Annotated in this window: 12 protein-coding genes and 1 pseudogene; 7 read left to right on the top strand and 6 right to left on the bottom strand. The window is 71.9% G+C overall.

All coding sequences use genetic code 11. The annotated features are described in order from the left end of the window. The 3 genes and pseudogenes from I5G_RS14800 to I5G_RS14790 form a co-directional block, all read left to right on the top strand. Nucleotides 1–248 (top strand): annotated as a pseudogene (locus tag I5G_RS14800) (carbohydrate ABC transporter permease); the annotation flags it as partial. Nucleotides 249–296: 48 nt separating this feature from the next. After that, complete coding sequence (locus I5G_RS14795; RefSeq protein ID WP_022879747.1) at nt 297–1622, top strand: ABC transporter substrate-binding protein; 1326 nt, start codon at nt 297–299, stop codon at nt 1620–1622. Between the two features lie 9 nt (nt 1623–1631). Beyond that, nucleotides 1632–3695: an alpha-galactosidase gene (locus tag I5G_RS14790; protein WP_022879746.1), complete on the top strand. Its 2064-nt coding sequence runs from the start codon at nt 1632–1634 to the stop codon at nt 3693–3695. Between the two features lie 53 nt (nt 3696–3748). Here I5G_RS14790 and I5G_RS22785 read toward each other — a convergent pair whose 3' ends face one another. Both I5G_RS22785 and I5G_RS25965 read right to left on the bottom strand, forming a co-directional pair. After that, nucleotides 3749–4456 carry a phytanoyl-CoA dioxygenase family protein gene (locus I5G_RS22785; protein ID WP_022879745.1) on the bottom strand — a complete coding sequence of 236 codons (708 nt, stop codon included), beginning with the start codon at nt 4454–4456 and terminating at the stop codon, nt 3749–3751. Between the two features lie 79 nt (nt 4457–4535). After that, nucleotides 4536–4694, bottom strand: a complete 159-nt coding sequence (locus tag I5G_RS25965; protein WP_022879744.1) for a hypothetical protein — start codon at nt 4692–4694, stop codon at nt 4536–4538. Here I5G_RS25965 and I5G_RS14770 point away from each other — a divergent pair. Next, the gene (locus I5G_RS14770) at nt 4693–5577 is read left to right on the top strand and encodes a helix-turn-helix domain-containing protein (RefSeq protein WP_148286510.1); all 885 of its coding nucleotides are present in this window, start codon (nt 4693–4695) and stop codon (nt 5575–5577) included. The genes I5G_RS25965 and I5G_RS14770 overlap by 2 nt on opposite strands. Nucleotides 5578–5654: 77 nt before the next feature. Here I5G_RS14770 and I5G_RS14765 read toward each other — a convergent pair whose 3' ends face one another. Beyond that, nucleotides 5655–5978: a hypothetical protein gene (locus tag I5G_RS14765; protein ID WP_022879742.1), complete on the bottom strand. Its 324-nt coding sequence runs from the start codon at nt 5976–5978 to the stop codon at nt 5655–5657. A gap of 118 nt (nt 5979–6096) precedes the next feature. After that, entirely contained in the window at nt 6097–6474 is a 378-nt protein-coding gene (locus I5G_RS14760; RefSeq protein ID WP_022879741.1) for a hypothetical protein, read from the bottom strand. A gap of 85 nt (nt 6475–6559) precedes the next feature. Between I5G_RS14760 and I5G_RS14755 the strand changes: the two genes are divergently transcribed. Next, a complete protein-coding gene (locus I5G_RS14755; protein WP_022879740.1) occupies nt 6560–6988 on the top strand; it encodes a MarR family transcriptional regulator in 429 nt (142 codons plus the stop codon). Here I5G_RS14755 and I5G_RS22780 read toward each other — a convergent pair. Further along, nucleotides 6960–7874: a LysR family transcriptional regulator gene (locus I5G_RS22780; protein WP_022879739.1), complete on the bottom strand. Its 915-nt coding sequence runs from the start codon at nt 7872–7874 to the stop codon at nt 6960–6962. The genes I5G_RS14755 and I5G_RS22780 overlap by 29 nt on opposite strands. Nucleotides 7875–8047: 173 nt before the next feature. Between I5G_RS22780 and I5G_RS14745 the strand changes: the two genes are divergently transcribed. Beyond that, a complete protein-coding gene (locus tag I5G_RS14745; protein ID WP_022879738.1) occupies nt 8048–11482 on the top strand; it encodes a bifunctional proline dehydrogenase/L-glutamate gamma-semialdehyde dehydrogenase in 3435 nt (1144 codons plus the stop codon). Nucleotides 11483–11703: 221 nt separating this feature from the next. On the opposite strand, the gene I5G_RS22775 is transcribed toward I5G_RS14745, so the two are convergent. Further along, nucleotides 11704–12378, bottom strand: a complete 675-nt coding sequence (locus I5G_RS22775; RefSeq protein ID WP_022879737.1) for a pyridoxamine 5'-phosphate oxidase family protein — start codon at nt 12376–12378, stop codon at nt 11704–11706. Nucleotides 12379–12485: 107 nt separating this feature from the next. Here I5G_RS22775 and I5G_RS14735 point away from each other — a divergent pair. Next, the coding region (locus I5G_RS14735) for a PLP-dependent aminotransferase family protein (protein ID WP_022879736.1) at nt 12486–13737 on the top strand (1252 nt) is incomplete at its 3' end.

Here is a 13737-nt window from a genome sequence, read left to right as displayed (position 1 = left end):
ACGGTGTTCCTGTTCCAGTTCGTCTCGATCTGGAACAACTCTTCCCTGCGCTGATCATGCTGCGCAGCGAAGAGCTGTTCCCCGTCACCTATGGCCTCTACGCGTGGAACTCCACCATCAACCAGTTCCCCGAGCTGCGCACGTACGTGCTGGTCGGGTCCCTCATCTCCATCGTCCCGCTCATCGTGACGTTCCTGCTGCTCCAGAGGTACTGGCGCACCGGGCTCGGCACGGGGGCCATCAAGTAACACACCCTCCCGCCGGCACGACCGGCGGGTCAACCGAGAGAAGGAATCATGCAGCACAAGAAGAGAGCGGTCAGCGTCGCCCTGCTCGCCGCGGGCGCCCTGGTCATGGCGGGATGCTCGTCGTCGAGCGCCGGCAGCACCGACGCGGCGTCGTGCGCCCCCGCCGGCGAGAACGTGACGCTCACGTTCACGTCGTGGATCCCCGGGATCGAGGATGCCGTGGCGATCTGGAACAAGGACAACCCCGACATCCAGGTGCAGGTGCAGACGGGCCCCTCGGGCAACGCCGGCACGTACCAGAACTTCTTCAACCAGCTCCAGGCGGGGAACGCCCCCGACCTCGGTCAGATCGAATACGACGCGCTGCCGAACTTCCGCGTGCAGGACGGCCTCGCGAACCTCGGCGCGTGCGAGGACGTCGTCAAGGCCAAGGGCCAGTTCGTCGACTGGACCTGGAAGCAGGTCACCCTCGGCACCGAGAACGAGGTCTACGGCGTGCCGCAGGATGCCGGCCCCATGGCGCTGTTCTACCGCAAGGACCTGTTCGAGCAGAACGGCATCGCGATCCCCACGACGTGGGACGAGTACCGCGAGGCGGCGAAGAAGATCCGCGCGCTCGGCGGCTACATCACCAACTTCTCGCAGAGCGACATCAACCAGTTCGCGGGCTTCGTGTGGCAGGCCGGCGGTCAGTGGTTCTCCAACGACGGCGACGCCTGGAAGGTCGACCTCACCAGCGACGCCTCGAAGAAGGTCGCCGACTACTGGCAGGGCCTGATCGACGACGGTCTCGTCTCGTCGTACCCGGCGTGGACCGACGAGTGGAACAACGCGTACAACACCGGCCAGGTGTGGACGTGGAACTCGGCCGTGTGGGGTGCCAACTCGATCTCCAGCGGCGCCCCCGACACCGCCGGCAAGTGGGCGGTCGCCGAGGCTCCGCAGTGGGCGGCCGGTCAGTCGGCCGCCGGGAACTGGGGCGGCTCGTCGATCGCCGTGTTCAAGTCGACGAAGCACCTCTACGAGGCGGCCAAGTTCGCGCTGTGGCTGAACACCTCGGAGGAGGCGCTGACGTCGCTGAACAAGACCGCGGCGATCTACCCCGCCACCAAGGACGGCCTGAAGCTGCCGTCGCTGCAGGAGGGCGTGCCCTTCTACGGTGACCAGAAGATCTACGACGTGTTCGCCAAGGCCTCCAGCGAGGTCGACCCGAACTTCGTCTGGGGTCCCACGATGACGCAGGTCTACGCCGACGTGTCCGATGGCTTCAAGGCCGCCGTCGCCGGTTCGGGCACGCTCACCGAGGCTCTGGCATCCGCTCAGGACAAGACCGTCGCGACCCTCGAGGCGCAGTCGATCCCGGTCGCGAAGTAACCTCCAGGCATGCTCCATCACCTCCGCGCCGCGGGCGTCGACTTCATCCTCGACGCCCGCGGCACGGCGGCGCCCGCCGTGGTGCACTGGGGGCGCGCCCTCGGTCACCTCGACGACGCCGCCCTCACCGCCCTGGCCGACGCCGCGATCCCCGCCGTCGCGCCGAGCTCGATCGATCGTCCCTTCCGGGTCGCTGTCGTGCCCCTCCTCACGGAGGGCTGGACCGGCCGTCCCCCCGTCGAGATCTCCCCCCTCTCCCCGGTGCTGCGCCACCTCGGCACCCGACGCGAGAGCGACGCACTCGTCGTGACACTCGCGCTCGGCGACGCGCGGCTAGAGCTGCGCTACACGCTCACGCCGCAGGGCGTGCTCCTCGTCGACCGTCGCGTGCGCAACCACGGCGCCGCCGATCTCGAGGTGCGCGCGCTCGCCGCGCTCCTGCCCGTGCCCGCGCGGGCGCGCGAGGTTCTCGACTTCTCCGGCCGCTGGGCGGGGGAGCGCGAACCGCAGCGTCTGCGCCCGGGTCACGGCGTCTGGGCGCGCGACACCCGCCACGGTCGCGGGGGCCACGACGACCCGTTCCTCTTCACCGTCGGCACGCCCGGGTTCGGGTTCCGTCACGGCGAGGTGTGGGCCACGCACGTCGCGTGGAGCGGCGATCGCTCCGTCTGGTTCGAACGCGGCGACGTGGGTTTCTCCGTCGTCGGGGCCGGCGAACGCCTCGACGGGCTCGCGCTCGCCCCGGGCGAGACGCACGAGGCGCCGACCGTCGTGGCCGTGTGGTCGGACGAGGGCCTCGACGGGCTGTCGGCGCGCCTGCACCCGTGGGTGCGGTCGTGGGCGACGCCGCGCGGTCCCCGTCCGGTGACGCTCAACACGTGGGAGGCGGTGTACTTCGAGCAGTCCCTGGAGCGTCTCACGCCCCTCGTCGATGCCGCCGCCCGGGTGGGCGCGGAACGCCTCGTGCTCGACGACGGGTGGTTCCACGGACGCATCGACGACCGCCGCGCGCTCGGCGACTGGACCGTCGACGAGCGGGTGTGGCCGGACGGCCTCGGCCCGCTCATCTCGCGCGTGAACGGCGACGGCCTCGAGTTCGGTCTATGGGTCGAACCCGAGATGATCAGCGACGACTCCGACCTCGCGCGGGCGCATCCCGAGTGGATGCTGACCCCCGCGGATGCCGTGACCTGGCGGTTCCAGCACGTGCTGGACCTCACGCACCCCGACGCCTGGCAGTACATCCACGACCGGCTCGACGCGCTGCTCGCGGAGTACCCGATCGCGGCGCTGAAGTGGGACCACAACCGCGATCTCCTCGTCCCCCGGACGGGCGGCCAGGTGCGCGCCCTCTACCGGCTCCTCGACGCGTTGCGCGCCGCGCACCCGGGTGTCGAGATCGAGTCGTGCGCGTCCGGCGGTGCCCGGATCGACCTCGGCATCCTGCGCCGCGTCGACCGGTTCTGGACGAGCGACACCAACGACCCGCTCTCCCGCCAGCGGATCCAGCGGTGGACCGGCATCCTGATCCCGCCGGAGTTCCTCGGCTCGCACGTCGGGGACGAGCGCGCGCACACGACCGGGCGCACCGCGTCGCCGGCCTTCCGGATGACGACGGCGTTGTTCCTCCACGCCGGGATCGAGTCCGACATCTCGCGCCTCGATGACGCGCAGCTCGACGCGCTCGCCGCCTGGACCGCGCTGTACCGCGCCCACCGCGCCCTGCTCCACGGCGGTACGACGATCCGGGTCGACGACCCCGACCCGGCCGTGCTCCAGCACGGTGTCGTCGCCCCCGATCTCGCGGAGGCGCTGTTCGCGTACGTCGCGCTCGACCGGTTCGATCAGGCGCTCCCGTCCCCGATCGTGCTGCCGGGCCTCGATCCCGACCGCCGCTACCGGGTGCGGGCGATCGATGTCGGCGCGCCGGTGCGGACGGTCCAGGATGCCGATCCCGCCTGGCTCGTGGCCGGCGGTGCGGTCCTCCCCGGATCGGTGCTGGCCGAGGGGGTGCTGCCCCCGCCGCTGCTGGCGCCCGGCGAGGCACTGCTCCTGCACGTGACCGTGGAGTGATCGCGCGAGAAAAACCCCGCCCCCAGAAGGGGCGGGGTTTTTCGTTGCCGGATTCAGTCCTCGTCGGGGGTGAAGGGCACGCTGCCGGCGCTGCAGTACGAGCCGGGGGAGTGCACGAGGTGCGCGATGCGCAGCTCGGCGTCGGCGTCGCCGGACATCTCGGGCCGCAACCCCGGCGAGGCGTTCCACTCGAACTGGTCCTGGTCGGGGAAGCGGCGGGCGTGCGCCTCGAGTCCGAGGGGCAGCAGCCGCATGCGACGGTCGACCCACTCGGCATCCCAGGGTCCTTCCGCCCGGATCTGCTCGGCGGCGCGGAATTCGTAGTAGATGGTGCGGCGCAGCCGGTTGCCGGTGACGGCCTCGGAGCCGTGCACCACCATCACGTCGTGCACGAGCACATCGCCGGGCTCGAGTTCGACCTGCACGACACCGGGGGCGTCCCACCCGTACTCGTCCTGCAGCTGGCAGACGTCGACGGGGGCGAGGTGCGAACCGGGCGCGACGCGGAGGGCGCCTTCGCCGGCCTTCGAGGCGTCGAGGTAGACGTCGACGTTGAAGATCCGGTGCGTGCGGGGGTGCACGGCATCCTGATGCCAGTCGATCGCGGCGCCGTCGCCGGTGTCCTTGAAGACGAGCGACTCGTAGGTGGGGACGAGGTCGGGGCCGGCCAGGCTCTCGGCGATGCCGAGGACGGCGGGCGAGCCGAGCAGCTCCAGGGATGCCGCGGAACCCTTGCCGTGGAGGTAGTCGACGCGGAACATGCGCCGCGCGCCGCCGCGGGTGGCCCACTGGTAGTCGGGGGCGTCGGGGTGGTCGGGCCGAGCGCGCGACCGGTGGCGATCATTTCGTCGGCGGCGTCCTGGAGCGGGCGAGACAGTCGGCCGGGATGCGCCGGGGCAGCACGACGTAGCCGTGCGCGTCGAAGTGCGCGATCTGTTCGGGGGTGAGGTGGTACGGGGCGGTGGACACCGACGTCGGCGTCGAGGTGAGGGTGCTCATGCCCTCACCGTACGATCGGATGATCGGCGACTTCCTCCTGCCGAGACGCCCGTTCTTCCGGGATACTCGGATCATGGATGCCACCCGCTCGTCGTTCGATCTCGCCTGCTGGCGGGGCGGCGTGCCACGGATGTCGGTGGCCCACACGCACGACGACCTGGAGTTCAACACCGCTCCGGTGGAGCTGGAGTACCTCGTCGACGGTCGACAGGTCGTCATCCCGGCGGGGGCGCTCGCGGTGTTCTGGGCGGCGCGGCCGCATCAGCTCGTGCGGGACTCCGGGGGCAGCGAGCTCACGTGGCTCACGGTGCCGCTCGCCCAGGCGCGCGGGTGGCGCCTGCCGGGGGAGTTCCTCGCGCGGATGTTCGCCGGCGACATCGCGGTGGCGGAGGCGGCGCGGGGGCCGCTCGACCTGGCCGAGCGGGTCGGATCGTGGGGCGAGGAGCTGCGCCCCGGGCATCCGCTCCGGCGAGCGGCGGTGGGGGAGGTGCAGGCCTTCGTCCTGCGCGCCGCGCACGCGACCGCGGCCGGGGCGACCGCGGGGAGTGTCGCGGGAGGGCTGCGGGCCGACGTGGCCGATATGGCGGCCTGGATCGCCGAGCATGCCGCCGAGGACGTCTCGGTCGCCCAGGTTGCGGCCCACGTGCACCTGCACCCGCACCACGCGATGGCGGTGTTCCGGGCGGCGCTCGGGGTCACGATCGGCGAGTACCTCGCACAGTGCCGGATCGCCCGCGCACGGGAGCTGCTGCTGACGACGGACGAGGCGATCCCCGACATCGCGGTATCCGCGGGATTCGGCTCACTCAGCCAGTTCTACGCACGCTTCCGCGACCACACGGGGGAAGCACCGGCGGCCTATCGGCGCCGCCACGCGGGATGAGGTGCGGTCGGCAGGCAGCGAGGAGTTCGCGCGATTTCGTCTCGAGGGACGACGCGCCGCCACGGGGGATGAGGTCCTCAGGAGGCGGCGAGGAGCTCGCGCGACTTCGTCTCGAGGAACGAGACGAGGGCGCCGAGGACGTTCAGCTCGTTGCCGAGGTTCACGATCGCGACGGCGGTGAGCACGATCGTCGTGTCGCGCGCCTCCATGGTCGCCGACCAGCGCCCGTCGCTCCCGGCGATCGGCTGCAGGTAGGTGATGGTGGCGGCTTCGCTGAGGTCGACGACGATCAGACCGCGATTGACGTCGGTCTCGTCCTGCTGCTCGAGCACGCGGATGTCGCTGCCGGTCAGGTACCCCAGGCCGCGGAACTCGTCGAGCCACTCCTCGAGCAACTGCATGTCCAACAGGTCACGTACAGGCACAACACACTCCGTCTCGGGCGCGCCACATGCGCTCGAGCCATTATCCCGGCTGTCACCTGGGAAAGGGCGTGTGCGGCGGGTTCTTTGCCGTCTGCTATGCGGCGCGCACAGCCCGCACGGGGCGGCGAGCGGGGGCCTGCGAGCCCGAGGCCCGCGAGACCGACTGCTCGTCGTTCTCCCACGTGCGCAGGTCGATGACGAGACCGGCGGAGGCGTTCGCCTGATCGGCCAGCGCGCGGAGGTATTCGCCCACGAGCTGTTCGGGCTCGGGGGAGGTGAAGACGAAGCGCATCGGGATGGAGGGGTGCAGCCAGATCGCGGAGCGTCCGGCGGTGTCGGGGTCGCCGGTCCAGGTGAGAGTGAAGGACTCGTTGCGTCGGAGCTTGGTGGCGGTGATCACCTTGACGTAGGCCAGCAGACGGTCGGGGAAGGTCACCGGAGAAGCGTCGGTGCCGTAATAGAGACGGGCCATGTCGCGACCGTAGCATTATTTAATCGAGTTAAATAACCCGCTGAAATATTCACAGGTTTAATCAGCTCTGACTAGGGTGGATGCCATGTCCCCCCGGCCCGCACTCTCCACGGCGCTCGACGCCTACATCGAGGCGCGGCGCTCCGCCGAGGCCGCCACTCGCGCCGAGCTGCGGCTCAGCGAGACAGAGGTGCGCGCGCTGCTGCGGATCCGCCAGGAGCCCGGCATCCGTCCGTCCGCCCTGCGGGATCATCTCGGAGTGACTTCGGCCGGTGTCACGACGCTCGTCGACCGTCTCGTCGAGCGCGGCCTCCTGCGCCGCGAACTCGACACCGAGGACCGCCGGGTCAACCACATCCACCTCGCGGTCGACCTCTCCGCGATGCCGTGGGCTCAGCTCGACCGCTTCGCCCGCGACCTCGACGACGCCGTCGAGGCGGAACCCCAGGCCACGGCGGACGCCTTCGCCGAGACCCTGCAGCGGATCACTCGAGCGGTGCTGGCACGGCGCTGATCCCCGGCAGGCGAGCGAACGCGTCCTCGAGGGCTGCGCGGACCGCGCGGATGCCGGGGCGGTCGGCGGTTCCCCGCCGCACCGCGGTGAAGATCTCTCGGCGCGGCTGCCCGGGGAGGTCGATGGAGCGCGTGGCGGGTTCGTCACCGCCGAACACCAGGGCGGGGATCATCCCCACGGCATGCCCGGATGCCACGAGCCGGACGTGCGCGGTGAGGTCGGCGAGTTCGAACCGCACGTCGGGCTCGAACCCGGCGGCGCGGCACTGCTGCGTCGCCCACTGCCGGGCGGCGGTGCCCTCGGGTTCCATCACCCACGCCCGATCGCGGAGGTCGGCGAGCGAACGCGCCGGGTCGCCCGGGGCGACGGCGAGGCGGATGGCATCCCTTCCCAGGGCGCGGCGGTCGAGCAGCGCCCGCTGCTCGCGCGTGTGACCCGGGTACTGCTCGGCGACGGCGAGGTCGAAGCCCCGCGCGGCGACCTCGAACAACCCCTCCTCGGGCGCGAGCTCGGCGATCTCCACCCGCAGGCGCGGCTCCGACGCGGCGAGGGCGTCGAGGGCGCGCGGAACCAGGCCGTGGGCGGCGGACTGCATGACCGCGAGGCGGACGGGAGCGAGCGACGGCTGCAGCGACTCGAGCTCGGCCCGGGCCGCCTCGTCGGCGGCGAGCATGCGGGCCGCGTGGGCGGCGAGAGCCTCGCCCTGCGCGGTGAGCCGGACGCGCCGACCGTCGGGCTCGAGCAGGGCGACACCGGCGTCGCGTTCCAACTGCGCGAGCTGCTGCGAGATCGTCGAGGGGCTGAACGACAGGGCCTCCGCGACGGCGGCGAGGGTGCCGCGCATCGACAGCTCGTGCAGCAGACGCAGACGTCGCAGATCGAACATGGATATCCCCTCGGCTTCATCGAGCGATGTTCGTGGTGAACCAGCGCATTGATCGGACCTGCTCTGGCCGTGCGTGAGATCCCTTCGGCTTTGCCGAGCAATACCCGTCATGAATCATCGCTTTTCTCGAATCGTACGCCGACGCACACTGAGGGCATCGAGGAAGGAACGCCATGTCGCTCACCGATGTCACCCGTTCCGAGGTCGCGCCCGCCGACCTCGCCGACGAGGCCGTCGCGCTCGTCCGCCGCTGGCTCGCCGAGAGCCGCGACGAGCCCGTGGATGCCGCGGCCACCCGGTTGGCCGGGGTGCTGCGCGATCCGAATGGGCTCGCGTTCACCGTCGGCTTCGTCGACGGGGTCGTGCGGCCCGAGGACCTGCGCGTCGCGGCGGCGAACCTCGCGGGGCTCGCGCCGCTCGTCCCGGGCTTCCTCCCGCTGCACCTCAAGGCGGCAATCCGCCTCGGGGCACTGACGGCGCCGCTCCTGCCGCGGGTCGTCGTCCCGGCCGCGCGGACGGCGCTGCGCTCGATGGTGCGGCACCTCATCGTCGACGCGAGCGATCGCCGACTCGGCGACGCCATCGCGGCGATCCGGGGGCGCGGCGAGGGGATCCGCCTCAACGTGAACCTGCTGGGCGAGGCCATCCTCGGCAAGAAGGAGGCCGCGCGGCGGCTCGAGGGCACCCGGCGGCTGCTTGCCCGCGACGACGTCGACTACGTCTCGATCAAGGTCTCCTCGACGGTCGCGCCCCACACGCCGTGGGCGTTCGACGCCGCGGTCGCCGACGCGGTCTCGGCGCTGCGGCCGCTGTACCGCGTGGCCAAGGAGACGGGGACCTTCCTCAACCTCGACATGGAGGAGTTCAAGGACCTCGACCTGACCCTCGCCGTGTTCGAGACGCTGCTCGGAGAGCCCGAGTTCCACGGGCTCGAGGCGGGGATCGTCCTGCAGGCGTATCTGCCGGACGCGCTCGCCGCCATGATCCGCCTGCAGGAGTGGACCGCCGCGCGGGTGGCATCCGGGGGTGCTCCGATCAAGGTCCGCGTCGTCAAGGGCGCGAACCTGCCGATGGAGCGCGTGGATGCCGACGTGCACGACTGGCCGCTCGCGACCTGGCCCTCGAAGCAGGCGACCGATGCCTCGTACAAGGCGGTGCTCGACTACGCGCTGCGGCCCGAGCGCACCGCGCACGTGCGGATCGGTGTCGCCGGACACAACCTCTTCGACGTCGCGCTCGCGTGGCTGCTCGCCGAGCGGCGCGGGGTCACGGGCGGCATCGACGTGGAGATGCTCCTCGGCATGGCGACCGCGCAGCAGGCGGTCGTGCGGCGCACGGTGGGTTCGATCCTGCTGTACACGCCCGTGGTGCACCCGCAGGAATTCGACGTCGCGATCGCGTACCTGATCCGTCGGCTCGAGGAGGGGGCGTCGAGCGAGAACTTCATGTCGGCCGTGTTCGACCTCGGTACGCACGAGGCGCTGTTCGCGCGCGAGCGCGACCGGTTCCTTGCGTCGCTGGCGGACATGCCCGTCGGCGTTCCGGCGTCGCACCGGGTGCAGGACCGCACCGCCGCGGCGCCGCCGGCGCCGCGCGAGGGCTTCCGCAACACGCCCGACTCCGACCCGGCGATCGCGGCGAACCGCGCGTGGGCCGGAGGGATCGTGGCGCGCATGTCGACCTCGCGGCTCGGTGCCGACACGATCACCGCCCACACGGTGACGGAGGAATCCGTGCTCGATGAGCGCATCCGGCGGGCCGCCGATGCGGCAGCCGCGTGGCGCGACCTCGGGGCCGACGCGCGCGCCGAGATCCTGCACCGCGCGGGCGACGCGCTCGAAGCGCACCGGGCCGAGCTCATCGAGGTCATGGGAGCCGAGTGCGGCAAGGTCGTCGAGCAGAGCGACCCGGAGGTGTCCGAGGCGATCGACTTCGCGCACTACTACGCCGAGCAGGGGCGACGCCTCGACCGGGTCGACGGGGCGCGGTTCACGCCCGTCGGTCTCACGGTGGTGACGCCGCCGTGGAACTTCCCCGTCGCGATCCCCGCCGGATCCACGCTCGCCGCCCTCGCCGCCGGGTCGGCCGTCGTCATCAAGCCCGCGGCGCTCGCCGAACGCTCCGGGGCCGTGATGGTGGAGGCGCTGTGGGAAGCCGGCATCCCGCGCGACGTCCTGACGCTCGTGCAGGTGTCCGAGAACGACCTCGGCCGGCAGTTGCTCACGCACCCGGCCGTGGAGGGCGTGGTGCTCACGGGGGCGTACGAGACGGCGGAGCTGTTCCGCTCGTTCCGTCCCGACCTTCCCCTGCTCGCGGAGACGAGCGGCAAGAACGCCGTCATCGTGACCCCGAGCGCCGACCTCGACCTCGCGGCGAAGGACGTCGCCCTGTCGGCGTTCGGCCACGCGGGTCAGAAGTGCTCGGCCGCCTCGCTCGTCGTGCTCGTCGGTTCGGTCGCGACCTCCCGCCGCTTCCGCGACCAGCTCGTGGACGCGGTCGAATCCCTGGAGGTCGGGATGCCGTGGGACGACGCCGCGCGCGTCGGACCGCTCATCGAACCCGCGCAGGGCAAGCTGCTGCGGGCGCTGACGACCCTCGAGCCCGGACAGCGCTGGGTCGTCGAGCCGCGGCGCCTCGACGAGGACGGGCGCCTGTGGCGTCCCGGCATCCGCGAGGGTGTGCAGCCGGGGAGCGAGTTCCATCGGACCGAGTACTTCGGACCCGTGCTGGGCATCATGACGGCCGAGACCCTCGACGAGGCGATCGACATCGTCAACGCCATCGAGTACGGCCTGACGTCGGGCCTGCACGCCCTCGACGAGAGCGAGATCCAGCGCTGGCTCGCGCGGATCGAGGCCGGCAACGCCTACGTCAACCGGGGCACGACCGGGGCGATCGTGCAGCGGCAGCCGTTCGGCGGCTGGAAGAAGTCCGCGGTGGGTGCCGGGACCAAGGCCGGCGGCCCGCACTATCTCTTCGGGTTCGGGTCGTGGACGGATGCCGAGACATCGGCGCCGCGGCTCGCCGATGCTCTCGCGGGGCCGGCGTGTGCGGCCGTGCCCGCCGCGGATCGGGAGTGGCTGGCATCCGCCCTCGCGTCCGACGCCGCGGTGTGGGCGTCGGAGTTCTCCGTGGCCCGCGACGTTACGGGCCTGGAATCCGAGCAGAACGTGCTGCGCTACGGCGCCGTGCCCGTGACGGTGCGGCTCGAGGACGCGGCCGACGTCGCCCTGGTGCGCGTGGTCGCGGCGGGGGTGCGGGCGGGATCCGCGGTCACGGTGAGCGCCGGCCGTGAGTTGACCCCGGCCGTGCGGGCGTGGCTCGAGGGCGCGGGTGTCGCCTACGACGTCGAGGACGCCGCTGCCTGGGCGCGGCGTGCGGCGCGGCTCGCGCGCACCGGCGGCCGGGTGCGGCTGCTCGGGGGTTCGGTCGCGCGCTTCGCCGAGGACACCGCCGGATCCCCCGCGGTGGCGCTGTACGCCGGCGATCCGACCCGGGCTGGAGAGGTGGAGATGCTCCCGTTCGTGCGCGAACAGGCAGTGTCCATCACCGCGCACCGCTTCGGGACGCCCCGGCGGTACGTCGTCCCGCCGCTCGTTCGGACGTGACACGGTTCCGGGCGTGACCCGGCTCAGGCCGCGTCCATCACCGCGCACCGCTTCGGAACGCCCCGCCGGTACGTCGTCGCGCCGCTCGTTCGGACGTGACCCGGTTCCGGGCGTGACTCGGCGCAGGCTGTGTCCATCACCGCGCACCGCTTCGGGACGCCCCGCCGGTACGTCGTCGCGCCGGTCGTGCGGGCGTGACCCGGTTCACGCCCTGACCCGGCTCACGCCGCGCCGCGGGACGCGACCCGTTCCGCGGCACGGCGGACCGATGCGGGAGCCGGGGTTCCCGGCGCCGTCTGCGGCGCGGTGACCGGGTCACCCGCAACGACCCGCAGCGGCAGTTCGCCCGCCCAGACCGCGCGGTCCTCCCCGTCGCCGTCCTCCTCGACCTCGGATGCGGCGTTGTCCTTGACGCTGGCCTCCGTGAGCGGCAGGCGCAGCACGAGGGTCGCGGCGAGTTCGCGCGCGGTCATCGGCCGGACCTCGGCGGCGCGCCCCGGCATGAGGTGCTCCGACAGGGCGAGCAAGGCGTTCTCTTTCTCCTCGGACGGAACGACGGATGCCACCCCGTACACGACCGCGCAGCGGTAGCGCATCGAGCTGTCGAACAGCGAGCGGGCGTACTTCAGGCCGAGCAGGTGCGTCACGGTGAGGCACACGGGCGCTCCCGCGGCGATCCGCCGGAAGAAGTCGCTGCCCGTCGATCCGTGGATGAGAACATCGTCGCCGTCGCGGCCGATCCCGACCGGAAGGGCCACCGGTCGTCCGTCGCGCACGATCGCCAGGGTCGCCGAGAGCGCGCCGTCGACGATGTCGTGGAGGGCGGCGCGGTCGGTGACCTGGTACTGCGGCAGTCGTCGCACGCGGGTGAGAGGGGTGACGGGAAGGTCGCTCATGTTCTGATTCCACCGCTCGGCGTGGTCTGATCCCTAGGCCGATTCCGCGAGAATCGGGTGGTCCAGTTCAGTCTCGATGGGAGCGTGTCGGTGGGAGAGTGGCATCCATGATCTCCGTCGGCATGCTGGATCGGTCGTCGCCCGTGCCGCTGCACGCGCAGTTGACGCAGGGGCTCCGGGTCGCCGTCGTCGAAGGGCGGCTGGCCGCGGGGGAGACGCTGCCGTCGACGCGCGCGCTCGCCGATGATCTCGGTGTCGCACGGGGCACCGTCGTCGCCGCCTACGAGACCCTCGTCGGGGAGGGATATCTGCTCGCGAGCCCGGGTGCCCGGACGGTCGTGGCCGAGCTCCCGCGGTCCCCGGTCGTGAGCGCCGAGGTGCCCGGGCCGCCCGCCGCGGCGGCGCCGTCGGTCGTCGACCTCCGTCCGGGACGGCCCGGCGCGCGAGGACTCGCCGACGCGGCCTGGCGGTCGGCGTGGCGGCGGGCGAGTGCCGTCGATCCCGAGCCCGACGTCGACGACGAGCGGGGCATGCCGGCGCTCCGGGGCGAGATCGCCCGGCATCTCGGACGCACGCGCGGCGTGACCGTCGACCCCGGCGACGTGATCATCACCGCGGGGACGAGCGACGCCCTTCTCCTGGTGGCGCTCGCGTTGCCCGCGCGGCGGGCGGACGGCGTCCGGCGCGTCGGCGTCGAGAACCCGGGGTATCCGCGGGTGCGCACGATCCTCGATCGGCTGGGGATCGAGATGGTCCCGCTGCCCGTGACCCTCGACGCCGGATGGGACATGGATGCCATCGAGCAGCACCGCGACCTGGATGCCGTCGTCGTCACTCCGCACCACCACTATCCCCTCGGAAGTCGATTGGATGCCGCGGCCCGCGCACGCCTGATCGGTTGGGCCCGCGAGCACGGGACCGTCGTCATCGAGGACGACTACGACAGCGAGTTCCCGCACGGTCGCGCGCCGCTTCCACCGCTGCGTCTGCTCGATCCGGCCGGGGTGGTCCTCATCGGGACGTTGTCCAAGGTGCTGACACCGGCGTTGCGGTTCGGATGGATCGTCGCGTCCGGGGAGATGCGGGATCGACTGCGGGAGGTGCGTGCGGACCTCGACCTCGCGGTTTCCGCGGTCACGCAGGAGGCGCTCGCCGCATACCTCGCCGACGGTTCGCTCGCCCGCCACGTGGCTCGTCGTCGCCGCGACTACCGCCACCGGCGGCAGCTCGTGCTGGAGGCGCTCGGGTCGACCGTCGGACTGACTCTCACGGCCATGAACGGCGGGCTCCACGCCGTCGCGCTCCTCGTGGATGCGGCGCCGGACGACGAGTCGCGGATCGTGGCGGAGATCGCGCGCG

The sequence above is a fragment of the Microbacterium sp. B19 genome, from assembly GCF_000333395.1.
Taxonomy (GTDB): domain Bacteria; phylum Actinomycetota; class Actinomycetes; order Actinomycetales; family Microbacteriaceae; genus Microbacterium.
The sequence above is the reverse complement of the archived record's forward strand: the minus strand, read 5'-3'. Positions and strand labels throughout refer to the sequence as shown.